This window comes from Cytobacillus sp. GQ23, assembly GCF_059758675.1.
This window is the reverse complement of the sequence record NZ_JCAXER010000033.1, coordinates 30191-56372: the sequence shown is the minus strand read 5'-3', so window position 1 is coordinate 56372 and position 26182 is coordinate 30191. Positions and strand designations below refer to the sequence as shown.

At 42.4% G+C, this 26182-nt stretch carries 23 protein-coding genes; 4 read left to right on the top strand and 19 right to left on the bottom strand.

Annotation, left to right across the window (positions count from 1 at the left end; translation table 11 throughout):
* Positions 1 to 215 precede the first annotated feature (215 nt).
* Positions 216 to 1091, bottom strand: coding sequence for a nucleotidyltransferase-like protein (locus AC6CHU_RS22340; RefSeq protein ID WP_159862422.1), 876 nt, complete (start codon positions 1089 to 1091; stop codon positions 216 to 218).
* Positions 1092 to 1241: 150 nt separating this feature from the next.
* Here AC6CHU_RS22340 and AC6CHU_RS22335 point away from each other — a divergent pair, with 150 nt between their 5' ends.
* The gene (locus AC6CHU_RS22335; protein WP_159861887.1) at positions 1242 to 1598 is read left to right on the top strand and encodes a YgzB family protein; all 357 of its coding nucleotides are present in this window, start codon (positions 1242 to 1244) and stop codon (positions 1596 to 1598) included.
* Positions 1599 to 1713: 115 nt separating this feature from the next.
* Here the strand turns inward: AC6CHU_RS22335 and perR are convergent, their stop codons facing one another.
* The 8 genes from perR to AC6CHU_RS22295 all read right to left on the bottom strand — a co-directional run bounded on the left by perR (position 1714) and on the right by AC6CHU_RS22295 (position 7677).
* On the bottom strand, positions 1714 to 2151 hold the full coding sequence (perR, locus tag AC6CHU_RS22330; protein ID WP_162272000.1) for a peroxide-responsive transcriptional repressor PerR: 438 nt from the start codon (positions 2149 to 2151) through the stop codon (positions 1714 to 1716).
* Positions 2152 to 2259: 108 nt separating this feature from the next.
* Positions 2260 to 2817: a cob(I)yrinic acid a,c-diamide adenosyltransferase gene (locus AC6CHU_RS22325; protein WP_498122827.1), complete on the bottom strand. Its 558-nt coding sequence runs from the start codon at positions 2815 to 2817 to the stop codon at positions 2260 to 2262.
* Position 2818: 1 nt separating this feature from the next.
* On the bottom strand, positions 2819 to 3817 hold the full coding sequence (locus tag AC6CHU_RS22320; protein WP_498122826.1) for a D-2-hydroxyacid dehydrogenase: 999 nt from the start codon (positions 3815 to 3817) through the stop codon (positions 2819 to 2821).
* A gap of 143 nt (positions 3818 to 3960) precedes the next feature.
* Positions 3961 to 4437, bottom strand: a complete 477-nt coding sequence (bcp, locus tag AC6CHU_RS22315) for a thioredoxin-dependent thiol peroxidase (protein WP_498122825.1) — start codon at positions 4435 to 4437, stop codon at positions 3961 to 3963.
* A gap of 71 nt (positions 4438 to 4508) precedes the next feature.
* A complete protein-coding gene (locus AC6CHU_RS22310; protein WP_159861891.1) occupies positions 4509 to 4922 on the bottom strand; it encodes a potassium channel family protein in 414 nt (137 codons plus the stop codon).
* A gap of 133 nt (positions 4923 to 5055) precedes the next feature.
* Positions 5056 to 5841 (bottom strand): ABC transporter permease, encoded by a 786-nt coding sequence (locus AC6CHU_RS22305; RefSeq protein WP_159861892.1) that lies wholly within the window; start codon positions 5839 to 5841, stop codon positions 5056 to 5058.
* Between the two features lie 3 nt (positions 5842 to 5844).
* Positions 5845 to 6636, bottom strand: a complete 792-nt coding sequence (locus AC6CHU_RS22300) for an ABC transporter permease (RefSeq protein WP_159861893.1) — start codon at positions 6634 to 6636, stop codon at positions 5845 to 5847.
* A 33-nt stretch (positions 6637 to 6669) separates the two neighbouring features.
* Positions 6670 to 7677 (bottom strand): ABC transporter ATP-binding protein, encoded by a 1008-nt coding sequence (locus tag AC6CHU_RS22295; protein WP_498122824.1) that lies wholly within the window; start codon positions 7675 to 7677, stop codon positions 6670 to 6672.
* Between the two features lie 192 nt (positions 7678 to 7869).
* Here AC6CHU_RS22295 and AC6CHU_RS22290 point away from each other — a divergent pair, with 192 nt between their 5' ends.
* The 3 genes from AC6CHU_RS22290 (at position 7870) to AC6CHU_RS22280 (ending at position 15616) form a co-directional block, all read left to right on the top strand.
* Complete coding sequence (locus AC6CHU_RS22290) at positions 7870 to 9165, top strand: glutamate-1-semialdehyde 2,1-aminomutase (RefSeq protein WP_498122822.1); 1296 nt, start codon at positions 7870 to 7872, stop codon at positions 9163 to 9165.
* A 410-nt stretch (positions 9166 to 9575) separates the two neighbouring features.
* Complete coding sequence (locus AC6CHU_RS22285; protein ID WP_159861895.1) at positions 9576 to 14048, top strand: glutamate synthase-related protein; 4473 nt, start codon at positions 9576 to 9578, stop codon at positions 14046 to 14048.
* Positions 14049 to 14536: 488 nt separating this feature from the next.
* The gene (locus AC6CHU_RS22280) at positions 14537 to 15616 is read left to right on the top strand and encodes an FUSC family protein (RefSeq protein ID WP_159861896.1); all 1080 of its coding nucleotides are present in this window, start codon (positions 14537 to 14539) and stop codon (positions 15614 to 15616) included.
* A 60-nt stretch (positions 15617 to 15676) separates the two neighbouring features.
* Here AC6CHU_RS22280 and nikC read toward each other — a convergent pair whose 3' ends face one another.
* The 10 genes from nikC to fabL form a co-directional block, all read right to left on the bottom strand.
* Positions 15677 to 16537, bottom strand: coding sequence for a nickel transporter permease (gene nikC / locus AC6CHU_RS22275; protein ID WP_201306459.1), 861 nt, complete (start codon positions 16535 to 16537; stop codon positions 15677 to 15679).
* A 54-nt stretch (positions 16538 to 16591) separates the two neighbouring features.
* Entirely contained in the window at positions 16592 to 17596 is a 1005-nt protein-coding gene (locus AC6CHU_RS22270) for an ABC transporter permease (protein WP_159861898.1), read from the bottom strand.
* A 392-nt stretch (positions 17597 to 17988) separates the two neighbouring features.
* Positions 17989 to 19599 carry an ABC transporter substrate-binding protein gene (locus AC6CHU_RS22265; protein WP_159861899.1) on the bottom strand — a complete coding sequence of 537 codons (1611 nt, stop codon included), beginning with the start codon at positions 19597 to 19599 and terminating at the stop codon, positions 17989 to 17991.
* Positions 19600 to 19682: 83 nt separating this feature from the next.
* Positions 19683 to 20651: an ABC transporter ATP-binding protein gene (locus AC6CHU_RS22260; protein ID WP_159861900.1), complete on the bottom strand. Its 969-nt coding sequence runs from the start codon at positions 20649 to 20651 to the stop codon at positions 19683 to 19685.
* The gene (locus AC6CHU_RS22255) at positions 20626 to 21642 is read right to left on the bottom strand and encodes an ABC transporter ATP-binding protein (RefSeq protein WP_159861901.1); all 1017 of its coding nucleotides are present in this window, start codon (positions 21640 to 21642) and stop codon (positions 20626 to 20628) included. Before AC6CHU_RS22255 ends, AC6CHU_RS22260 begins: the two co-directional genes overlap by 26 nt.
* A gap of 325 nt (positions 21643 to 21967) precedes the next feature.
* Positions 21968 to 23716 carry an ABC transporter ATP-binding protein gene (locus AC6CHU_RS22250; RefSeq protein ID WP_498122821.1) on the bottom strand — a complete coding sequence of 583 codons (1749 nt, stop codon included), beginning with the start codon at positions 23714 to 23716 and terminating at the stop codon, positions 21968 to 21970.
* Positions 23717 to 23858: 142 nt separating this feature from the next.
* Complete coding sequence (gene ntdP / locus AC6CHU_RS22245; protein WP_009335840.1) at positions 23859 to 24389, bottom strand: nucleoside tri-diphosphate phosphatase; 531 nt, start codon at positions 24387 to 24389, stop codon at positions 23859 to 23861.
* A 288-nt stretch (positions 24390 to 24677) separates the two neighbouring features.
* Positions 24678 to 24929, bottom strand: coding sequence for a YgaB family protein (locus tag AC6CHU_RS22240; protein ID WP_159861903.1), 252 nt, complete (start codon positions 24927 to 24929; stop codon positions 24678 to 24680).
* 189 nt (positions 24930 to 25118) lie between these two features.
* Positions 25119 to 25310, bottom strand: a complete 192-nt coding sequence (locus tag AC6CHU_RS22235) for a gamma-type small acid-soluble spore protein (protein ID WP_009335838.1) — start codon at positions 25308 to 25310, stop codon at positions 25119 to 25121.
* Between the two features lie 83 nt (positions 25311 to 25393).
* Positions 25394 to 26143 carry an enoyl-[acyl-carrier-protein] reductase FabL gene (fabL, locus tag AC6CHU_RS22230; protein ID WP_159861904.1) on the bottom strand — a complete coding sequence of 250 codons (750 nt, stop codon included), beginning with the start codon at positions 26141 to 26143 and terminating at the stop codon, positions 25394 to 25396.
* Positions 26144 to 26182 lie beyond the last annotated feature (39 nt).

Genomic DNA, 26182 nt, shown 5'->3' with positions numbered 1-26182 from the left:
TTTGTTCGTTCAGTTTTCAAAGATCAATTTCTCTTTGTTATATTTTACCTAATCGCCCAGAAGCGACTTTACTAATATAACATGTGTTGTTTTTAACTGTCAACACTTTTTTTAAAATTATCCGCCGTCTGTGAAAATGTTTTTCGTTCATATCGCAGCGACGGATATAAATATAACAAGGATTTAAATAAAGGTCAATAGCTTTTAAAACTTTTTTACGATAATTTTTTTTTGAGTTTGTAATACCGGTGATAAATTCCCTGGCCTTTTGTTTCTATGTTTACTACCTCTATGAAATGCTTATCGATTAAATACTCCAGAAGCATGCTTAAGTCAACTGCATACAGACGAAGTTCATCATGGTTCATAATATCGTGGATGGACCATTCTTCTTTCTCAAGAAGCACATCTGTCAGATGGCTTATTCCCTGTTTGGTTCTTGAATGAATTAAAAATTCACTTGCCAGGAACAGCAGCTCCAGCCTTTTTTCAAGAGGCTCCTGGCTATTTACCAATTCTTCATATAGTTTCATTATTTCAGGTTCAATTTGCTTCACCTGATTCCAGACAGTTACTTCCGGATGGAATCCATTTTCGATAACAGCAAGCCTGGCCAAATGATGAAGGGAATGAACAATATGGTTATAGGCATCGAAATAATGGCGATTTTCAAAGAAGGCTTTTCCATCCATATATCGTCTGATCAGCTTGGCAAACTCAAGCCCCATTTTTAATTTTCGTCCATAGAACGGAAATTCTCTTAATTCCACCTTCAGGTTATGAATATATTCATTTCGATCAAATAAAACTTTTCCATTATAAAGCCAGTCAAAGATCTTTCGGTTCGACCCCAGCAGGATCCATTCGCGGAGCTGCTTATCGGTCACAATATGAAGAGCTGCTTTTTTATCTTTATATGTGTAATGTTTAACAAATACAGGTTCATCGGCTTCCTCAACAAGGATTAGCAGTACAGCATCAAATGTATCAGTAGCAGGAATAGCCTTATGCATTTTTTCGGTCATAATCACGCCTAGAGTGTTTGTCTGGCTTGCCCGTTCCTGGTATATAGGACGGAGAATATCTTCCATCATAATTCCTCCATTTTATTGATAGCGTATATCTTCGACAATTATAAATGAAATCCTTCCTAAAGGTGAGACATTTTTCGACACCATTCTATATTAATATTTATTTCAGCAAAAGGAGTGTGGTATAGTTAGGTTTTAGGAGGGAGCAGTATGGCTAAGTACTCAAATAAAATCAATAAGATTCGAACATTTGCCCTTAGTTTAATTTTTATCGGATTTATCGTTATGTATCTCGGAATATTCTTTAGGAATTCCGCTCTTCTCATGACAATATTTATGCTTCTTGGGATGCTCTGCATTCTCGCGAGCACCGGTGTTTATTTTTGGATCGGCATGCTATCAACAAAAACCGTGCAGGTGGTTTGCCCTAACTGCGGAAAACACACCAAGATGCTCGGCCGCGTTGATATGTGCATGTACTGTAATGAACCTTTGACGCTTGATCCAAATCTCGAGGGCGTTGAATTTGATGAAAAATACAACAAAAAAAATACGAAGCAGAGCTGAATCATCTCTTGCTTCCATATCCATGTACTGAAATGACCGGCTTTCCAATAGCCGGTTTTTTATTTGAATAAAAATAAAAAAGCTGACAGCACAGCGCCGGCAGCTTTAAAAATTATTAATGAGCTTCTTTGCTTGCACAATCTGGACATGTTCCGTAAATCTCCATTCTATGATGGCTGATTTTAAAACCTGTTACATGCGAAGCAAGGTGTTCTACTTCATCCAGGCCAGGATAGTGGAAATCTACAATCTTCCCGCAGCTTTCACAAATGACATGATAATGATGAGTAGTTACAAAATCGAAGCGGCTCGATGCATCACCATATGTCAGTTCCTTTACCAGGCCAACCTCACGGAATACTCGTAAATTATTGTAAACTGTGGCCACACTCATATTCGGGAATTTTCCCTCTAATGCTTTGTAAATATCGTCAGCAGTCGGGTGTGACATGGAGTTTATTAAATATTCAAGTATCGCATGACGCTGCGGAGTGATACGTACTCCAGTGTCTTTTAAAGTATCCAGCGCCTCTTTTAATTCCATATGCGCCACCGCCATGCACCTCTTTTCCAACAAATATTATTACTTTATAATCTTTATAAATAGTGTACTAATCTTTTACCACATTTGTCAATATTACAAACACCTCAATAGAGGGAATCAGCTCTTTTCATCGTGCAGTGATTGTTCACCAGTGCCCAAATGGTGATTCACAACTCGCGCAGCAACAAACAGCAGATCAGAAAGCCGGTTCAGATAGACTAAAACGAGCGGATTAATTTCTTCACCGAGTGACACTGCACGTCGTTCCACTCTTCTGACAACGGTTCGCGCTACATGGAATGCCGCTCCTGAAGGATGACCGCCAGGCAAAATAAAGTTATTAAGTGCTGTAAGATCAGCTTCCCACTCATCAATTTGCTTTTCCATGAAGGTGATATCCTCTTGCTTTATCGTCCATTTGACTTTTTTTCCTGCGGGGGTTGCCAATTCTGCTCCTGCGTGGAACAAGTCTGTCTGCACCTTATGAAATACCTGTTCCGCTTTTTCCTTACCGCTGAAATACTCGCTTCTCAAATGGCTTAATGCCATTCCAATCATGGAATTCGCCTCATCACATGAACCATATGCCTCTACGCGGATGTCATTCTTACTGACCCGCTGTCCATATATTAGTGACGTTGTCCCGTTATCCCCCGTTTTGGTATAGATTCTCATTTCAATACCCTCTTTCAAGATCGATCACATTCATATAATCTTTGTTATTTTTTATATATGTATGAAGGTTATGCTTAAAAATTTCAAAAGATCTCGGTAAATAGTTTTTAGTTCGGCTTGACAGATGTGGTGTGACTGTGACATTCTCCATACTCCAGAAGGGATGCCCCTCAGGCAGAGGCTCATTTTCAAAAACGTCCAGATAGGCATGTGAAAGCTGGTTTTTTTCAAGGGCGGATAGCAGCACTTTCTCCTCAACGAGATCTCCTCTTCCAATATTCATAAACACAGCAGAATCCTTCATAGCAATAAAATGCTCTTCTTTTAACAGATGTTTCGTTTCAGGCGTACTGGGAAGGATTGAAACGATAAAATCAGCTTCAGGAAGGATCTGGGTAAGCCCGCTGACAGGATAAATACCATCCGTCCATGGATTTTCCCGTCCGTTCCTATTCACTCCAGCCACTTTCATACCAAAACATTTTGCGAGTCTTGCTATCTCTCTCCCTATTGCACCTACACCAATGATTAATAATGTTTTTCCATGAAGCTCTTCTATTGGCAGATTACGATTCCAGACTCTCGCCTTTTCGTTTTCCATCAGCAATGCCTTCTGTTTAACATGCCCTAACATAGTGCCAAGTGCAAATTCAGCCATGGGGATTTTATGGATTCCTCTTGCATTTGTAATTAAGATGCCTTTCTCCTTGCAGGATTTCAATGGCATTTCATCCATTCCCGCAGACATCACCATAATCCACTTTAGTTTTGTTGTTTTATTTATATGTTCCTCTGTCAGATCTTCTCCATAAGTAATAAATACTTCAGCACTAAAAAAGGATTCCCCCGCAGCTTCTATTCCGTCAAAAAACAGGAATTCTCCCTCAGGGAAATCCCGAACTACCTCCTGACTCAGCTCTTCGGGAGGCATAATGGAAGACACAATATTTATAAACACCACTCCAGCATTGTTTTGTTCATCATACCACCCATCGATCAAAGGAAAAAATAATAAAAAAAACGAACCTGTTCAGGTCCGTTTCAATAAAGTATCTGAGGAGGTATGCCCTAATACAATGATATGCAAAACTTGTTCTTCGGAATGGACAAAAGCCTTGTTCCGATAAAAAATAGGCAACCTATTTAAGGCTGGGTCAAATTCTCCCTGATATACTCAAGCGCCTCCTCGACATGACCCTTGACCTTTACCTTGCGCCATTCTTTCACGAGCTTGCCTTCCTGGTCAATAATAAAGGTTGAACGCTCAATACCCATATATTCTTTCCCGAAGTTCTTTTTCAATTTCCATACACCGTACGCTTCTGCAGCTTCATGGTCTTCATCTGCAAGGAGCAGGAAAGGCAGACCATGCTTTTCAATAAACTTTTCATGTCTGCTGAGCGGATCAGGGCTTACCCCTAAAACGACTGCATTCACATCTGCAAAAATCTGATGCTGGTCCCTGAAATCACATGCCTGAGTCGTGCAGCCAGGCGTCATGTCTTTCGGGTAAAAATAAAGCACAACATTCTTCCCGCGGTAATCTGATAATTTTACCTTTTCACCATTGCTGGATTCGAGCTCAAAATCTGGAGCCGTTTTACCGATTTCAATTGTCATTTTCATTCCCCCTGTTGAATAGGTTTCTTACTCTAAGCCTATCCAACTTTGCGGCCAAAAACAACTGATATCTATAAAGCACGGTCACCGGCATCAAATACCACTCTGGCTACAAATGCTGCCGGGATCACATAGCCAATTAACGCTTCGAGCACCGCTATAAGCCTGCCTATTCCAACAGGACTGATATCTCCATACCCAACAGAAAAAAGGGTTACCGCACTAAAATAAAAGCCCGACTCCAGTTTCTCGAGGAAACCGGTCTCCATATAGTCGGTGCCGTCCATCAGCACCACCAGCCCATGTAAATCAAGCCAAATATAAATCAGGCCAAACCCAATCAAAATCGTTGCATACAAACTTATGAGATATAGGAAATTCTCCATCGAAACCCATCTACCCTTTATCTTGGCTGATGAAAATAAAGTCTGCAGACTCATGATCATGCACAGCACGATTAAAATCAGCGATAAATAAAATGCCATACTGCACCTCGTTTCGAAATGCTTATCAATTCAATTATACGCATATACCCAGTCCTGTATGACAGCCTGTCTCTATAACCCCTTGCTGGATGGGAAAGATCCGCCCAATAAAAAAAGCCAGGAATTAACCCGGCTAATTGCCCGCACCTCGATAACGCTTCACGCCTGCATTCCACGTCAGAATCGAAATGCCGAAAAATATGGTTCCGATTACAGGTGTCAAAAAGGAGTACAAAAACCATTCCTCTTTTCCCAAAAAGTATGAAGCTGGATACACGCCAACAAAGGCAAACGGAAGCACCCAGGTTAGGACGAATCGTATGACACTGTTATAAATATCAACCGGATACCTTCCATAATTCCCGATGTTATACATCATCGGCATGATGGATGTTCTTGCATCCGCCCAAAAGCTGATACAGGCAATCATAACAAAGATGCCTCCGTATACAAGCATTCCGCCTAACACAAATAAGAAAAATAAGATTGGGTCTGACCAGGAAATCCCTATGCCAAGTCTGTTTCCTGCATAAATCATAACTGCAATGCCCGTTACTGCACCAAATAAGGACTCAAGTTCCATCCGTTCCAATACGATTTGAAACAAACTATGAATTGGTCTGGTCAGTATCCTGTCGAGTTCCCCTTTTACGATATACCTCTCATTGAAATCCCAAATGTTAAAGAATGAGGAAAACAGTGCATAAGGGACAAGAAAAAATCCGTAAATAAAGATGATTTCATCTCTCGTCCAGCCACCAAGCAGATTTGTATGCCCAAACACGACTAAGATAAAAATTAAGTTGACTGCCTGAAAAAGAAGATCTGAAAAGATTTCAACAAATAAATCTGCACGGTATTGCATTCTTGTTTTCATATATTGGGCGACATATTGAAAGAAAATAACTATATAAAACATGCGTCACCCTCCTTGAATAACGAGCTGTTTTTTAGCAATGATCCACAGAATCTGAATGGGTATGATCAAAATAAGAACCCAGATTCCCTGCATCATAATCGCCTGGATGGCTTCGTTGTCTGAAAAGCTACTTGTAAAAATCATGCTCGGTACATAGCTGATACCCTGGAATGGCAGATATTTTAATACATCCTGTGCCCATAAAGGGAAAAAGCTGATAGGAATCAACAGGCCTGAAAATAGATCAATCACAACTCGTTTGGCCCGGATAAGCCCAGTATTATTATATAAGAAGAAAGTGGTAATACCTGTCAGCAAATTGATTTGCGTATTGATAAAAAAACTTAATATAATCGATATCGCAAAGAAAACCCAGGTCGTCCAATCCGCAGAGAATTGGAGCGGAAAAATGAACGAGACGATAACCATGCCAGGAACTGAGAAAAAGAAGAGACGGAAGATCCCCTCTCCCAGCCCCTGCATGGTTTTCATGCCTAAATAATTATATGGCCGGATCAGTTCCACCGCTACTTTTCCTTCTTTTATCTCTGCAGCCATTTCCCTGTCTATGTTATTAAAGTAAAAAGCCCTTGCCATCCACGCTACAGCCACATATGTTGACATCTGGATTACAGACATTCCCTCAATCGCATCTTTTTCTCCATAAATAGCACTCCACAAGAAATAGTAAGCGCCAATATTAATGCTGTATATCAGAATGCCTGTATAGTAATTGGTCCGGTAGGCAAGCATCATCAAAAAGCGGATCCGAATCATTTCTATATATTTATCCACAGGAACACCCCCGGATATAAATAAATCCTTTCATTAAAAGATCCCCCGGTCATATATATTTCTTATGATTTCCTCTGTTGACGTTTCTTTAATATTAATGTCTTTCACCTTCAATTCGGCAACCACTTTGGCAATCAGCAGGGAGATCAATTCATCATTATCCTCTGCAAAGGCTGTAAAGATTGCTTCCTTCTCATCCTTCTCCCATTTCACTTCCGATGTAGCCGTTATTTGGTTTAAGTCGTTCAGGGTCACATCTTCAAGGAATTGGAATTCTATTTCCTTCCCTTCTCCCCATTTTTCCTTCAGGCTTTTCAATGCCCCGTCATAAATGATTTTTCCCTCATCCAGCATAACCACGCGTTCGCACAGCGCCTCAATATCCGATAGGTCATGAGTCGTCAGCAGAATAGTTGTATTGTATTTTTCATTTATTTCTTTTAAAAACTCTCTGATCTTTAATTTAACAAGCACATCAAGCCCAATAGTCGGTTCATCCAGAAACAGCAGCGGCGGATTGTGGATGAGTGCCGCTGCCAGTTCACACCTCATTCGCTGCCCAAGTGACAGCTTACGGACCGGTTTATCAAGCAGAGGTTCAATATCCAATGTCTTGATAACATGTGTCATATGACTGTCGTATTGCTCATCCGAAACTTTGTACACTTTTTTAAGCAGCCTGAAGGATTCCTGAACAGCAATATCCCACCAAAGCTGAGATCTCTGGCCGAAAACAACGCCAATCGTGCTCACGAATGTCTCGCGGTCTTTATGCGGATTCATTCCATTCACGATCACTTCACCGCTCGATGGGGTTAGGATTCCCGTCAGCATTTTAATGGTGGTTGACTTCCCTGCTCCATTTTCACCTATATACCCGACCATCTCGCCTTGCTTTACTTGAAAACTGATATTGTTCACTGCCGGGACAATCTTATAATTCCTTGTCAGCAAGTCGCGGAAGGCACCCTTTAATCCAGAGCGGCTGGAATATGCCTTAAACTCCTTTTTTAAGTTCCGGACTGTTATTGCATCTGTCATCATTATTCCTCCTGCCTCTTAATACCCTAATGAAATAGTTTAGACAAACAGCTCATTCTTCACAACTAGATTGCTTCAATTCTTAACATTAAAATACAGAATACTCCGCCATCCTTCAGATTGGACGAAGTCCCTTCCAAACATGTTAAAATAATGACGGATGAATAAATGGATTTAATCAGGAGGAATAACATGCAATTTACTAATTCTGAACGGCTGCATAAACAAGCTTTAGAACATATTGTCGGAGGAGTTAATAGTCCTTCCCGCTCCTATAAAGCAGTTGGCGGCGGCTCGCCCGTTGCAATGGAACGTGCACAGGGAGCTTATTTTTGGGATGTGGACGGCAATCAATATATTGATTATCTGGCTGCATACGGCCCCATCATTACGGGACATGCCCATCCGCATATTACAGAAGCAATTAAATCAGCTGCTGAGCGCGGCGTATTATATGGAACTCCGACACCACATGAAGTGAAATTCGCCGAAATGCTAAAGGAAGCAATACCTAATTTGGACAAAGTCCGCTTTGTGAACTCAGGAACTGAAGCTGTTATGACCACGATCCGCGTTGCAAGGGCGTATACGGGCAGGGACAAAATCATTAAGTTTGCCGGCTGCTATCACGGCCATTCCGATCTGGTTCTGGTTGCTGCAGGTTCAGGACCTTCAACACTCGGAACACCTGACTCTGCCGGAGTTCCAAAGAGCATTGCCCAGGAAGTGATCACGGTTCCTTTCAATGAAATCGAACCATATAAAGAAGCGCTGGAAAAATGGGGAGACCAGATTGCCGCTGTATTGGTAGAACCGATTGTCGGCAACTTTGGTATTGTTGAACCAAAACCAGGGTTCCTGGAGCAGGTTAACGAATTAACACATGCAGCTGGTGCACTTGTCATTTATGATGAAGTCATCACAGCTTTCCGTTTTATGTATGGCGGTGCTCAGGACCTGCTTGGAGTAAAACCGGACTTGACAGCCATGGGTAAAATTATTGGAGGCGGCCTTCCAATCGGCGCATATGGCGGAAAGAATGAAATTATGGAGACAGTTGCTCCTTTAGGTCCAGCTTATCAAGCTGGTACAATGGCTGGAAATCCAGCGTCAATTTTATCTGGAATTGCATGCCTCGAAGTTTTGAAGCAGCCGGGTGTATATGAATATCTGGACAGACTGGGAGAAATGCTTGAAAAGGGAATTAGTGATGCTGCTGAAGAACAAAATGTCCCAATTACAATTAATCGATTAAAAGGTGCTCTGACAATCTACTTTACGGAAGAAAAAGTAGTGAATTATGAGCAGGCGGAAAATACCGATGGAGAGATGTTTGCAAAATTCTTCAAGCTGATGCTTAATCAGGGAATAAATCTGGCTCCATCAAAATATGAAGCCTGGTTTATCACAATCGCGCATACAGAGGAAGATATTCAGGCCACGCTTCATGCGGTGCAAAACGCATTTCAGCAACTAAATGACAAATAAATATTCACTATTTTATACATTCACGGGAGCAGAAATGCTTCCGTTTTCTTTATTCACAGCAATGAAAACGTTTACAATAATAGGTTTGTTTTATGCAAAATCCAATATTCCACCTAAAACCATATCCAACTTTTTGTATAAATAATTGATTTCTGAAAATTCATATGATATGATGGGAGAAATCTTTTGTGTAAGAGCGGATGACGCTGACATAAAGACCTTTACGTCAGCAGCGTATCCCAAATTATCCAACTATTCTTTTAATAAATGCTCCATGCATTTACCTTTCAAACCAAAAATAACTTTGTACCATCCTCTTTTAAAACCCGTAAACCAAAAAAATCTTATAGATTACTATTTTTCAGGAGGTGAACGGCTTTAAGGCACAGCCTTATTTTCAGCCGAATTTTATGACATTACATCAATGGAGTCCTTCACTTTTTAAAGAGTTTCACCGCCAGGAGCACGATGCGTGCGGCATCGTTTCTGCAATGGAGAAAAAGAAAGTCCCAACCCGTGAAAATATTTTCAGCTGTATCAATGCGCTTGTTACGATGAATCACCGTGCCGGTTTTATTAATGGAGAAGGCGACGGTGTAGGGATCCATATTGATATCCCAAGAGAGCTATGGAAAGAAAAATTAAAGGCAGCAGGAGCTGATTCTAAAGCAGCAGAAAAAGAAGGATTTGTGGTTGGACATGTATTTATGTCCAGAAAGCAGGATACTGAATCACTGAAAGCGATCTTGCTGCAGAAACTTGATGACGCAAATCTAACGGTTATTTATGCATCTGACGAAGTAACCGAATCATCAGCTTTAGGACCGATTGCCATACAGGAAAATCCCGTATTCTGGCAGTTTGCCTGTTTAGCAGATTCGGCTGGGACAGAGCTTTCCAAAAAGCTGTTTGAATTAATCATTGACTTTGAAGAAAACGAACATGTCCATGTCGCTTCCCTTAGCCAGCATCACGCTGTTTACAAAGTAATGGGTGCAGGAGATATTCTTCCGAAATATTATCACGACCTGGCAAGCCCTCTTGTTGCATCAACAATGACGCTTGGCCATAATCGCTATTCAACTAACACATTATCAAGCTTTTTCCGCGTGCAGCCTTTTAGCGTGCTCGGACACAATGGGGAAATCAACACGATTGCCAAGCTTAGAGATGAAGCCAAAATGGTCGGCGTTCCGCTGGTAAAAGACGGCAGTGACTCACAGGATCTGAGCAGAACACTTGAAACGTTAATTTGCCGTGACGGCTATAGTCTCTTTGAAGCAATGGACGTTATGTTCCCTCCTATCGTAAATGAAATCAAGTCATACCCTGATCATCTTCAGGATATGTATGCCTATATCAGGGAAGCATGGGGACATTTTGCCCAGGGACCAGCAGGGATTATTTCGCGATTTGCAGATGAGGCAGTGTTCAGTGTTGATGCATTAGGTCTTCGCCCGCTATGGATGCTTGAAACAGAAAGCTCTTACCTGTTTTCATCAGAGCCAGGAATCATTCCATCCAGCGAATATGTAAATGAACCTAAGCCTCTATCACCAGGTGAAAAGGTTGGTCTGAAATGGGACGGTGATACACTGGCTGTTTACGAGCACAGCCGTTATCAGGCTGAAGTTTTTAACAGATTTTCAAAGAGAGTGAAATCTGATAACTTCAGGATTCGCCTGCAGTCTCCAAAATTGGAAAAAACCATTTCTGTAAATTACCCGGATAAGATTCATAACGGGCAGTATAAAGCGTTCGGCTGGGAGAGAGATCATGTCCAGCTTGTCGAGCAAATGGCAGAAAAAGGCGCGGAGCCAATTCGTTCTCTTGGACACGATTCACCTTTAGCAGCACTAAATCCTCAGCGGAAAAATATTGCTGATTTTATCAAGGAAAGTGTTGCTGTTGTTACTAACCCTGCGATTGACCGTGACCGGGAAACGGAGCATTTCTCAACCCGCACAATTATAGGAAAGCGCCCTTCTCTATTTGAAAAGCAGGAGCCAGCGGCCGTAATTGAATTGCAGACTCCTATTTTAATAGAAGGAAAAGCAGGCTACGAATGTTCCGATGAACTAAATCAGCCGAGCTACGACCAGGTAACAGGCTTCTATCACGAACAAAAGCTGATATCTTATTTATCTTCCACATTTACGAAAGATGAAACGGTAAAAGAAGCTTTAGACCGTTTAGCATCAGAAGCAGTAGATGCTGTTAAGAATGGCAAAACTCTGCTTGTACTGGATGATGCTAATGCTCATCAGGATGACTCTTACTGGATTGATCCGCACCTGGCAGTTTCTGCAATCGATCAGGCTCTTGTTAAAGAAGCAATGCGCCGTGAATGTTCCCTATTGCTGCGTTCAGCTTCAATCAGATCGCTTCATGATATTATTACTGCATTCGGTTTAGGTGCCGATATTATCAGTCCTTATTATATGTTTATGACCGTTCTGGGCGAATCTGAAACACCGCTGAAGAATCTATACTCAGCACTGACAAAAGGCCTTGAAAAAGTCATTTCAACAATCGGGATTCATGAATTAAGAGGCTATGGACGTTTATTCTCTGCCATAGGTCTTCACGAAGAATTAGCTGAATACCTGAATATCGTCAATTTCTTCGGATCTAAAGAGCTATCGTTTAGCTTTAACACTTTAAAGGAAGATGCATTTGCAAGAGCTGAAGATTACCAGAATGAAAAAGAACGAATCGGTAAAACGTTCAGCCTTTTCCCGCGTATCTGGAAAGCAATTGGCGAAGTGGCATCGACTGGTGACTACAGTGCTTACAAGGAGAAAATCACTGAACAGGAAGACCAGAACCCGACAACAATCCGCCATTTAACCGGATTTAAGGAAACGGCTTCTCAGCTAAAAGCAGAAGATATCAGCCTGCATGTGGGCGAGCATGATTTGCCATTTGTCATCTCCTCCATGTCCTTTGGTTCTCAGAATGAAACGGCATTTAGAGCCTATGCAGAAGGCGCTGACAGGCTGAACATGGTCAGCCTGAATGGAGAAGGCGGAGAAATCAAGGATATGCTTGGAAAGTATCCGAGAACCCGCGGACAGCAGGTGGCATCCGGACGCTTCGGTGTGAATGCCGAGCTCCTAAATTCATCCAACCTGCTGGAAATCAAAATTGGGCAGGGTGCTAAGCCTGGTGAAGGCGGGCATCTTCCTGGATCCAAGGTTACGGCCAAAATTGCCGAGGCACGTAATGCGACAATCGGATCGGATTTGATCTCACCTTCCAACAACCATGATATTTACTCGATTGAAGATTTGGCACAGATGATTCACGAGCTTAAGACTGCCAATGACAAAGCTAAGGTTGCTGTAAAAGTGCCGGTTGTACCGAATATCGGAACAATTGCAGTCGGGATTGCAAAAGCTGGTGCGGATATTATCACACTGAGCGGCTTTGACGGAGGTACAGGGGCAGCGAGAATTCATGCCCTGCAGCACGTAGGCCTTCCAGTGGAGATTGGTGTTAAGGCAGCTCACAACGCACTGCTAGAAGCTGGCATCCGCCATAATGTAGAGCTTTGGGCTGATGGCGGAATCAAGAGTGCCGCAGACGTATTAAAGGTTATGCTGCTAGGTGCTAACCGTGTAGGATTTGGCACACTTTCCATGCTCGCCATCGGGTGTACGACATGCCGCGGCTGCCACCTTGATACTTGCCATGTTGGGATTGCAACTCAAATTGATTCAGAGGCACAGGCGAAAGAACATGGCTTAAGACGATTTGTTCCACGCCAATTTGATCTTGCTGTCAAAGGCATTATGAACCTGTTTACAGCTTTTGGAGAAGAACTGAAAGCATTGTCTGCTGCTATCGGCATTAAAAATCTGCAGGATGCAGTAGGCCGTTCTGATCTGCTTGTACAGATTAAGGGACAGGATCAGCTTGATTTGACTCACCTGCTGAAAACACTTGAAATCGGCCAATTCTCTGCCCAGGAAGCACCTGAAGCCCTGCAGGAAGCACAGCTGCAGGTAGCTGTTGGAGCGGAGTACCTTGATGCAAGTGTAGAAGAACTTGATCAGTCACGTGAATTCCATAGCATCACGTCCGAGCAGCGGGTATTGGGAAGCCGGGTTTCCTGCCACCGTGTAAGAGACAGACTGGACGGTTCATATAAAACTCTTCCGCAAGTTAATCTGAAATACAAAGGCGGTTCCATCCCGGGCAATGGCCTTGGAGCTTACAATAGCTTTGGCATTAACATCGAAGTTGCCGGAGGCGCTCAGGATGGCATCGGAAAAACTTCGTTCGGGGGACAAATTAAAATCTTTAAAGCCAAAGGCAAAAATGGCAAGTTTTACAATGGCTCAGTCGGTAAAGGCTTTGGGTATGGAGCTCAGCAAGGCTTGCTTGTAGCTCAAGGAAATGCTGATGCCCGTGCCGGAATCAGATTATCCGGAGCCGATATGATTATCGGCGGCCAGCTGCAAAAGCCGCTGCCTGAAAAAGAATACGGCAATATCGGTTCAAATGCCAATATCAAAGGATTTGCCTTTGAGTATATGACAAATGGCCGAGGATTAGTTCTTGGCGATGCCGGTCCATGGATCTGCGCAGGAATGACAGGCGGTGTTGTTTACTTAAGACACCAGCCGGAAATGGGCTTAACAAAAGAAGCCATCCAGCGCAGAATTGCCAAAGGAGCTAAAGTCTCCGTTACAACTCTTTCCGATAAAGGAAAGGAAGATGTAAAAGAAATGCTTGGCCAATACATCGCCATGCTTAATGATCAAGGACAGACAGAAGAAGCTTCACAGCTTGCTTCCCTTCTTGATTATCCGGAAGACCACTTTGTTCAAGTCATCCCGGTCAAAGAACAAGCAGATCCATCTGTATCCACAGAGTGATTATCTGCACCAATCGATCCCCATCCGTTTATCTGGATGGGGGTTTTTCTTCTTTATTTGGCACACCGTGTTTGTTTCTTTTACTTCGCCTGCGCTTCACTAAGCGGCACTATTCCGCTGCTTGAGGTCCTCTCTCTACTCCTCCGCTTCGCTAAGCAGCACTATTCCTTTGTTTTAGTTCCTCTCATTCCTCCTCAGCCTCCCCCATTCTCATTAAGCAATTCCTATAATTCCTTCTGCAGCCTGTCTTCTTTATTAGCAATCTCTTGAACTTTCCACATCATTCAGGCAACCTAAATTTTTTTACTAACATTTAATACAAATTTCATAAAAATGCCCCTTGAACTTCTTTCCATATCCCTGTATAGTACAATATTGTTTAACAATGAACAAAATCGTTTAAAGTATGAATAAATACGGCTTTTACGGTTTCATTCACCCTGTTTTATAATGAATCAAACTTTAATGAAAGAAAGGACATACATTGTATGAAACTTGGCGCCCGCATTCTTAAGACGGGAATCGCAATCATTCTGGCACTGTTATTATCAGAACTCTTCAATTTGCCTGCTCCTATCTTTGCAGGAATTGCCGCTATTTTTGCCGTTCAGCCGACCATTTACCGATCTTATTTATCTATTGTTGAACAGATTCAGGGGAACGCAATAGGCGCATTAATTGCTGTGATTTTTGTGCTTTTATTCGGCAACCATGTCTTCATCATAGGGCTGGCAGCTATTATTGTAATCACGATTAATCTTAAGCTTAAAATTGAAAACACCATTGGCCTGTCACTTGTAACCCTGATTGTCATTATGGAGACACCGGGCGATACCTTTCTGCAATTCGCTCTTATTCGCTTCTCAACTATTATGCTCGGGGTATTGTCAGCTTTTATTGTTAACCTTGTATTTCTGCCTCCTAAATACGAAAATAAGCTTTACTTTAAAATATCCAATAGCACAGAGGAAATTACCAAATGGATCAGGCTTACCATACGCCATGCATCTGAACACAGGTTGTTAAAAAACGATATTGATAAAATGAAAGATAGCAATATTAAGCTTGAACAGCTGTACTATATGTATAAAGAGGAAAGAAATTATTTTAAGCGAAATGACCTGGTTAAATCCAGGAAACTCGTTATTTACAGGCAAATGATTTCCACAGTTAAACGCTCACTGGAGACATTAAAGAAGCTGCATCGCTTTGAAAATGATCTGCAGCAAATGCCTGAAGAATTCCAGCATGCCGTGCAGCAGCAGCTTGATATTCTCATCCATTATCATGAACATATCATGCTTAAATTTATTGGGAAAGTTCGTCCGAATGTAGTGTTTGAGGAAGGCGACTTCAGCATGAGCAGAAAGGAACTGGTGAACCTTTTCCTGGCTCAGCAAAAAGAACATGAACAAGATGAAGAATCTATTCTCCCGCATATCATGCAGGTTGTATCAGCAATTGTTGATTACGATGAACATGTGGAGCACTTGGATAAACTTATTTCCAGTTTTCAGGCATATCATAAAGAGGAAAATGAGGTTTCGATACCGGATGTTGCTGAGTAAGCTTGTTAGGTGCAGCATCTATTCATAGGAAAAAGCAGCTGATGTCAGCTGCTTTTTTTGTTAATTCTTCATACGCGGATCAAGTGCGTCCCTTAATCCATCACCCATTAAATTAAATCCCAAAACTGTTAGCATGATCGCAAGTCCAGGGAAGATCATCGTCCATGGAGCCTGGATCAAATATGCCTTCGCATCAGAAAGCATCTTTCCCCATTCAGGATTTGGCGCCTCTGCACCGAGGCCAAGGAATCCAAGGGCAGCACATTCAATAATGGCTGTTGCAATCGCAAGTGTTCCCTGCACAATGATAGGTGCCATGCTATTTGGCAGCACATGTCTGAAAAGGATCCGGCTGTTGCTCATTCCGATCGCTTTTGCAGCCATAATATATTCCTCCTGTTTGACACTCAGCACCCGTGAACGGATCAGTCTGCCGAAATTGGGAATGTTGATAACCGCAATGGCAATAAGGGCATTTCTCAATGATGGTCCAAGCACGGCCACAATTGCAATGGCTAGCAATATGCTTGGGAAAGCAAGCATGATATCAAAAACACGGGAAATAATGGTATCAACCCATTTGCCATAATATCCTGCTACTACACCTAAAAGGCATCCAACTACAATAGATCCGATTACGGCAAGAAAGCCTACCCATAATGAGATCCTTGCCCCATATACAACTCTTGAGAAGATATCCCGGCCGAAGTCATCTGTTCCAAACCAGTGCTGGCTAGATGGAGCCTGAAGCCTTTTTGACAGCATTTGTTCATTAATCCCCTGCGGCGCAATAAGAGGTGCAAATACTGCCAGAATGATGAAAAATACGACAATAATGGTGCCGATTAAAGCCAGTTTATTTTTTCTAAAGCTCCTCCATGCTTCCACCCAGGGGGAAACTGCTTTTTCTTCAGCTGGCATAATAGGCGGCTGAAGGTCTTTTTGTGTTGAAAGTTCCAAGTACGTTCCCCCTCCTTAATTATATTTAATGCGCGGATCAATTGCTGCATACAGCAAGTCTACAACCAGATTGATCATGACAAAAATAAACGCAATGATAAGTATGCCTGACTGGATAACAGGATAGTCCCGATAATTAATAGCTTCATAAATATATCGTCCGATTCCCGGCCAGCTGAAAATCGTTTCAGTTAAAATGGCTCCTCCAAGCAATAATCCCATTTGAAGACCAATAATTGTAAGAACTGGAATGATGGCATTCTTTAATGAGTGCTTATAAACAACCCAAAACATTCTCAAGCCTTTGGCCCTTGCTGTTCTGACAAAATCGGATCTCATGACTTCAAGCATCGTAGAACGGGTAATCCTTGCGATGATTGCCATTGGGATGGTTGCAAGGGCAAATGCCGGCAGAATCAGGTGTCTAATGACATCCCAGAACTGATCGATTCTTCCCTGCAGGAGGGTATCAATCATATATATGTTCGTGATCGCCTCTATCGGATTTCTCACTTCTTCCCTTCCCGATGTAGGAAGCCAGTCCAGCTTAATGGCGAATGCCCACTGTTCCATTAAGCCGAGCCAGAAGATCGGCATGGAAACGCCAATAAGCGCAAGCACCATTGCCACATAATCAAACCATGAGTTCTGATACCAAGCACTGATGATACCGGCATTCACACCGATAAAAACAGCAATTAACATGGCAACTAATGTAAGTTCAATTGTTGCAGCCAAATACGGCCAGATTTCCTGGCTGATTTCTGTTTTTGTACGGAGTGACTCTCCCAGATCTCCGGTAAGAAGATCTCCCAGATATGTAAAATATTGAAGGTACCAAGGCTGGTCAAGCCCCAGCTGCTTCGTTAATTCCTCCACTGCTTCTTTTGTTGCCAATTGTCCCAATATAATCTGTGCAGGATTACCGGGGATTGCCCGGATCATAAAAAAGACGATTAGGGAAAGACCAAGAAGAACAGGAATTAGAGAAAACAGTCTTTTTAGTGTGTAGGACAGCATTGCCATCTCACCTCTCTTGAAGGTTAATAAGAAAAGCGCAAGCGCCTCGTTCGCCCCCGACAAGCACAAGACGAGCCTCTCAGAAAGGCGTTCTTTGCCTTTTAGGGAGGTTTGCCCGAAAAGTTGAGGCGACTGCTTAGGGACGACAGGCATAAGACGGTTCCTGTAAGAAGGTTTTTTTCCCTCTGGAAGGAAACGGCTTATGATCCCGAGTCCCTAGGAGCCTCAACTAGACAAGCTTGTGGCCTCGAGGGGGCAGGCGCTGGAGCTAGACAGTAATCGAATTCAAAGTTTCTCAATTTATAATATTTTTATATAGAAAAGGGAGCTACAGAACTGTACTCCCTTTTCCTTGAATATAAGAAGTATACTTATCTCACTTGTAAAGCACCTTATTTAAATTCTACAGTTGAAAGTAAGTCAGAACCTGTTGGATGCGGCTTGAAGCCTGTGATATCAGCTTTACCCGCTAGGATTGGTCTTGAGTGAACAAGCGGAATCCATGGAGCATCTTCTTTAATCAGAAGCTGAGCCTCTTTGTAAAGTTTGTCACGCTCTTCCTGATCTGGACTAGCCTGAGCTTTTACAAGCAGTTCATGCACTTCAGGGTTCTGGTAGTATGAGTAGTTGTTAGATCCGATGCTGTCCTGGTCAAGAAGTACATATAGGAAGTTATCAGCATCTCCGTTGTCGCCAGTCCAACCTAATAGGAATGTATCAGCTTCACCATTTTTGGCTTTATCCAGATAAGTACCCCACTCATAAGTAACGATTTTTGCTTTTACGCCGATTGCATCAAAGTTGGCTTGCAGTGCTTCAGCCACTTTTTGTCCATCCGGCATATAAGGTCTAGGAACAGGCATTGCCCATAGCTCCATTTCAAAGCCATCTTCATATCCTGCTTCTTTTAAAAGTTCCTTTGCCTTTTCAGGATCATACTCATAATCCTTAACGTCATCATTGTAGCCCGCTACAACTGAAGGCATTGGGTTTTTCGCCGGCTCAGCTGCACCGGCGTAGAATGCATCGATAAGAGCTTGCTTATCAACTGCATAGTTCAATGCCTGGCGGACTTTTTTGTCCTTTAATGGTCCGCGTGTGCTTGTTAATCCAAGATAAGCTACGTTTAATGACGGACGTTCAAAAGTTTGCAGATCAGGATTTCCTTCGATTTGGCCAACATCACTGAAGTTAACACCATCGATTAAGTCGACTTCGCCTGTAGCCAATGCGTTCAGACGAGCAGAGTTTTCGGGGATGACACGGAAGATAACCTGGTCAAGCTTCGGAAGGCCTTCGTCCCAGTAGTCTTCATTTTTAACAAGTGTGATGCGGTCGTTGGCTTTGTATTCTTTAAATACAAATGGACCTGTACCCACCGGGTTATGAATGAATTTATCACCATGCTTTTCAATTGCTGCCGGGCTTGCAATTCCAAATGGAGACATTGCAAGGTTCTTAAAGAATGGTGCAATTGGTTTGTTTAAAGTAAACTCAACTGTGTAATCATCTACCGCTTTTACTTCAGAGATTTTATCTCCAAATTGAGAGTTATAGTAATAGAACTGCTCAGCGCTTCCAGCTTTCCATCTTTCAAAGTTGAAGACAACCGCTTCAGCATTGAAATCAGTTCCATCGTGGAACTTAACGCCTTCACGAAGCTTTAAAGTATGCTTTAATCCATCTTCGCTTGATTCCCATTCAGTAGCAAGTCCAGGCTGAATTTCTGTATCCTGCTCACCAAATTCAATCAAAGTTTCATAGATATTTTTTGTAACTTTAAAGGATTCACCTTCTGTTGTAATAGCCGGATCAAGTGAAGTAGAGTCACCGCCGCGGCCAAATACCAGTGTGCCGCCTGAAGACGTTTCCTCTGTATCTGTACCTTTCTCTTTATCCTTTTCGTCTTTCGTTCCGCTGCTTGAGTTGCTGCTGCAGCCGGCAAGAGCCAGTGACAGTAACAAAGCTGCAACCAAGAACCAAATGCCTTTGCGCTTCTTCATTGTTTTCCCCCTCTTTTTCTTTTGCCGGTATCGGCTATTTCCTTTTTATTTATCATCCATGCAGTACTGCCCTTACTTATAGCTCAGCTATAAAGATGGCAGGCTGCAAAGTGACCAGGTTCAATTTCCTTCAGCTGTGGCCTATCTGTTTTGCAGATTGCCATGCAATCTTTACATCTCGTATGGAAAGCACATCCAGCTGGCGGATTTTGCGGGCTTGGGATGTCCCCAGTCAACAGCTCCCTGTCTTTCTTTAAAGCCGGGTCAGGGATGGGAACGGCTCCAAGCAATGCCTTTGTGTAAGGATGCAGCGGCTTATCGTAGAGCTGGTCAGATGTTGTGATCTCTACTAATCTTCCAAGATACATAACACCAACTCTATCACTGATATGTTTAACTACCCCGAGATCATGGGCAATGAATATATACGTCAGCTGAAATTCTTTTTGCAGATCTTCCAGCAGGTTGAGCACCTGTGATTGAATGGATACATCCAGTGCAGAAACAGGCTCATCTGCAATGATCAGCTTAGGCTTGGTCATCAATGCCCTTGCTATTCCAATCCGCTGCCTTTGGCCTCCGCTGAATTGATGCGGATATCGTTTGGCATGGTAGCTGCTGAGGCCGACAACTTCAAGCATCTCTTTTACCCGCTGTTTACGCTCTTCTTTGTTCCCAATGCCGTGGACAATGAGAGGCTCTTCTAAAATCTGCTCAACAGTATGGCGGGGATTTAACGATGCAAACGGATCCTGGAATACCATTTGCATTTCCTTTCTCATCTTGCGCATTTCCGCTGAATTTAGGGATGTCAGTTCCTTTCCATCAAAAACTACTTTCCCCTCTGTTGGTTCAATCAGGCGCATCAGCATTCTTCCAGTGGTTGATTTTCCGCAGCCTGACTCACCTACAAGGCCAAGCGTTTCCCCTTTGTTAACGAAGAAGCTGATATCATCAACCGCTTTCACATCACCCTGTTTTCTTCCAAACAGCCCCCCTGTTACGGGAAAATATTTCTTTAACTGATTAACTTCCAACAGCACTTCGGTCATTAATGACACCTCCAGACTCATGCAGGAAACAGCGCACTGTATGCGGTTCCTCATTATTGGCATTATAAAGTGGAGGACTTTCCGTCAGGCAGCGGTCATGGACAAACTCACATCGCGCTGCAAAACGGCATCCAGTCTTGATGGAGCCCGGTTTAGGAACATTTCCAGGAATCGAATATAATCGCTCTTTTTTTTCTCTTACATCAGGCACTGATTGAAGAAGTCCCTGAGTGTAAGGATGCTTTGGATTTTTGAATATCTCTTTTACAGGAGCTTCCTCCACTATTTTCCCGGCATACATGACAATTACCCTTTCACACACTTCTGCTACTACCCCGAGATCATGCGTAATCATAACTATGGCTGTGTCCAGCTTTTGATTAAGATCCTTCATAAGGGATAATATTTGTGCCTGAATTGTCACATCCAAAGCGGTGGTCGGCTCATCTGCTATCAGAAGACGAGGATGGCAGGACAATGCCATAGCAATCATTACCCTCTGCCTCATTCCCCCGGAAAGCTGGTGGGGATATTCCTTGATAATCTGTTCTGCCCTCGGCAGACCGACAAGTTTAAGCATTTCAACAGCCTGCTGGATAGCAGCCTTCTTATTTAACTTTTTATGTAATTTAATTCCTTCTGTCAGCTGATCTCCAATTGTAAATAACGGATTCAATGAAGTCATTGGCTCCTGAAAAATCATAGCCACTTCATTTCCCCTTATTTCACGCATTCTTTTTTCTGATGCTTTAACGAGATCTTCTCCATCCAGAAGAATTTCCCCGCCAACAATTTTTCCCGGGGGCTGTGGAATCAGCTTCATGATGGATAGAGATGTAACACTCTTTCCGCAGCCTGATTCACCTACTATCCCCAAAATTTCACCCTTGTTGACAGAGAAGCTGATATCATCCACAGCCGGAACTTCTCCATCTGAAGAGAAAAAGGAAGTCCTTAGCTGTTTTACATCTAATACTGGAGCTTGAGTCACACGGATACTCCTTTCCTGATCGTCCGTTTCTATGAAATAGGACATTTTTAACAAGTTTGGACCTTATGTCACTATCTTTTTTCATTCTATAAAAAAAGATAGGTTAAGTCTACTTATTTTTCAAAATTATTTAAATATAGTAAACATTATATAATTTTCAGTGCAATTTAATAAGGAAAATTAACATATCCTACTAATAGTTATGAAAAAATTGGACATTCATGACGTTTTTCTGATTACAGCACTTTGATGCTATAACAATTTGACGCATTGCCATGAAAAAGCAAATATAAAGCCGGCCCTGTAAACAGAGCCGGCTTTTAGCCTAATTTTCAAGCTGCTGAACCTGAAAAAGCTTATAATAATTGCCTTGTTTTTTCATTAATTCTTCATGGCTTCCCGCTTCAGAAATTTCACCATGCTCTACCAGAATAATTCTATCTGCATGTGTGATGGTTGAAAGGCGATGCGCCACGATAAAGGTCGTCCGGTCTTTAGCCAGCTTTTCCAATGCTTCCTGTATCAGATGTTCACTTTCCAGGTCAAGGGCTGATGTGGCTTCATCAAGGACAAGGATCGGCGGATTTTTCAGAAAGATTCTCGCAATGGCAATTCGCTGCTTCTGCCCTCCCGACAGTTTGACACCGCGCTCGCCAACCTTGGTATCATATCCTTCCGGCAAATTCATAATAAATTCGTGGGCATTTGCAGCCTTGGCTGCCTCGATTACTTCCTCTTCAGCGGCATTGGGTTTGCCGAGAAGAATGTTTGTTTTAACCGATTCACTGAACAAAATATTATCCTGAAGGACCATCCCGATTTTATCCCGGAGGCTTCTAACTTTAAACGAACGGATATCACTGCCGTCAAGCAGAATTCTCCCTTCATTCACATCGTAAAAACGCGGAATCAGCCCTACCAAAGAGGACTTCCCTCCTCCACTCATCCCTACAAGGGCAATCGTTTCCCCTGCCGATACATCAAGGCTGATTTCCTTTAAAACCGGAGGCTCATTCTCATTGTAAGAAAAGCTGACTTCTTCAAATTGAATATGCCCTTTAACATCCCTGCATTCTATGGCATCTGGTGAATCGTCAATATCATATTTCTCATCAATTAACTCAAATACCCGGTCCATGGATGCGATTGATTGGGTTAAGGTGGTGGATGAGTTAACAAGCCTTCTAAGCGGGCCATACAATCTATCTATATAAGCGACAAATGCCATCATCACACCCAGGGAGATTTCCCCCTGAATAACCTGATATCCTGAATATCCAATGACCAAAAGCGGTGAAATATCCGTAATAGTGTTAACAACCGCAAATGCCTTTGCATTCCATTTCGTATGGTCGATCGCTTTTGTCAGGAAATTCTTATTTTGCGCATCAAATTGGGTTTGCTCATAATCCTCAATGGCAAAGCTTTTAACAACTGCCATCCCCTGAACACGTTCATGAAGATAGCCCTGTACCTCTGCAAGAGCCTGTGACCGTGCTCTAGTCAGCTTTCTGAGATTCCCAAAAAAGTATTTGACCGAGAAAGCGTAGAACGGAAATAAAAGCAATGATACGATCGTCAGGCTAACATCCATTTTCAGCATAATCGCAATTGCTATTAAAATGGTTGCCACATCAAGCCATAAATTCATTAACCCGGTCACGATGAAGGTCTTAGTCTGCTCCACATCATTTATTACCCTGGAGATAACTTCGCCTGTTCTTGTATTCGCATAGAATCTGAAGCTTAACTTCTGAATGTGGGTAAACAGTCTGTCCCGGATATCATATAAAATTTTGCTTGCTACCCACTGGGCAAAATATTGGCGGTAATACTCTATTGGCGGGCGGGCAATGACAAATATAGCAATCATCACACCCATAACCATTAACAGTGTACTCGTCTTATCGCTCTGGCTTAATGCTTCATTGCCAATAATATCATCTATTACATACTTAATCAGAAGCGGAATCAAAAGCGGAATGGCAAACTTAATGATGCCTATTATGATGGTTCCGATAATCTGAAGCCGATACGGCTTAACGAAACTTAAATATCTTTTTATACTGTCCAACCGGATCGCCCCCTCTCTGTCTCATTCCCAGTTATTTTCTTAAACTTACCCCTAAAATCCCGCAATCATGCAGATTCAGCGCAAAATAAAAACCTGCTGACTCAAGGTCCAACAGGCGTTTTTTTCGGCATTCAGCCCTTTTTTAGCGTCTGTAAGTAAGATAACGTTCATACCATATATCAATAAAGTCGGGTGCAAAAGGACCTTTTCTCTGACGGATCCAATGGATGAGATTGTCCACATTTGATTTAAGAATACTGTCAATCACATCGGGATAATTCATTTCCTGACGATGCCGTTCGTACTCGTCTTCGTCAAGCAAATTGAATGTCATGTCCGGATATACTTTGATATCAAGATCATAATCAATATACTTTAACGCTTCTCCATCAAAAATAAATGGTGAACTAATATTACAATAATAATAAACACCATCTTCCCGAATCATTCCAATCACATTAAACCAGTGCTGGGAATGAAAATAACAAATGGCTGGCTCTCTGGTCACCCAAGTTCTTCCGTCAGATTCTGTTACGATTGTCCGGTCATTTCCGCCAATCACTAAATTCTGTGTCCCTTTTAGTACGGTTGTTTCCTCCCAGACGCGGTGGATATGCCCATTATGTTTATAGCTGTGTATTTGCATTGGTTCGCCTTCGATGGGTACCGCCATTCTTTTTCCCCTACTTTCCTTCCGGAAGCTTTGCAACCTGATAATACTTTTTTGGCGCCTTGAATAGGCTTCCTCCCCTTCATGCCCGCGCACAACTGCACAGCATGACTCAATAATATCCAAAAGAAAAAGGCAACAAAGTACGATTCCTGTTTTCTACTATTATAACGGTAAAAGGAAATTTTTAAAACAAAGAGCCATTGAAATGTATCAACGGCTGTAAAAAAAGGATATAATGGCTTATTTTATAGGTTTTGAAGACAACGAAAGATTATAGAGAGTTTATCTTTAAACGGTTACATTTACTTTCTGATAGGAGCGGATGACCTCTTCTGTCTGCTGCTCAAAAATACGATGAATTTGTTTGAGCTCTTCTTTCATTCTTATTATTTCATACTGTACGCTTTCCAGCTCGGTTTCCTGCTGAATTGCTTTTAATTCCTCTTCAATCTCCTGGCAGCGCTCTAGTTCACTCTGAAGATACAGAAGCTTTTCCATTGTTTTCATCTGTTCTGAAACTAAACTGTTAAAGTTCTCCATGTTTGTTCCACCGTCCCCATTATTTTTCCTACCCTATAATTTCGCTGTACCTTTTTTTAACCCTTTGACTAGTTATGTTGACTTTATGGAAGTTTTGTCGAAGGTGCAGAGAAAAATACATGGGACGATTTAGACAATAAAAGAAGCCGCCCTTTCCATTAAAAAGGCGGCTTCTTTCTTTAAATGTTATTAGCGGCTTTGTTTGCCTGCATTTTGACCTTTGCGAGCTTCAGCTTGCTGGTTTTGCTGTCTTACTTCAGCAGCATTTGTTTCGCTGGCAAATTCAGTACCGAATTGGCCTTGGCCAGCAGATTGTGCGTTTTGTTGTCTCACTTCTTGAACGTTAGTTCCAGCTTGAGTTTGGTTTGGTTGTTTAGCCATGATTATCACCTCCACGCTCATTAATTTAACCGGGAGGGGAGGAAACTATCCAACTTTTTAACAAACCAAAAATATCCATTTATTTAAACAAGCAGAGAAATGCCTCCATCCACAATAATCGTCTGGCCGCGGATCATACTGGACTCCTCACCTAACAAGAACATAACCGTATTCACCATATCTTCAATTTCAACCATGCGTCCTGCAGGGGTTTTGGTCTTAGCTTCTTCTAAAAGCTCTGCACGGTTAGGGAAATGCTTTAAAGCTTCTGTATCCACTGCACCGCCGGAAACAGCGTTTACGACGATATTCTTAGAGGCCAGCTCCACAGCCAGGTATCGTGTTAATGCTTCTAAAGCTGCCTTGGAAACCCCAACAGTTGTATAGTTTTCCAGATAGCGGATCGACCCGAGCGAGCTGATGCTTACGATTTTTCCGCCTCCGCTTTTCTCCATTAGCTTTGCGGCTTCCTGACCGCAGAAAAGCAGAGCTTTGCTGTTAATATTCATTGTCCAGTCCCAATGGGATTCTTCCAGTTCCATTACCGGACGCAGAACCCCGGAAGCTGCATTGTTGACAAACACATCAAGCCTTCCAAATTCACGGTCAATCTCCGCGAAAAGGCCTTTAATTTTCTCTACATCCCCCACATTTGCTTTAACAACGAGAGCTTTTCTTCCAAGCGCCTCAATTTCGGCTGCTGTTTCATTTGCTGCTGATTTGCTGCGTGCGTAATTGATGACAATATCATAGCCTTCTTTAGCAAGCCTGATGGCTGTTGCCTTTCCAATTCCTCTGCTGCTTCCTGTAACCAGTGCTACTTTTTGTGTCATGTTCCATTTCCTTTCTGTTATGTATTTCTGTTGTTTAGG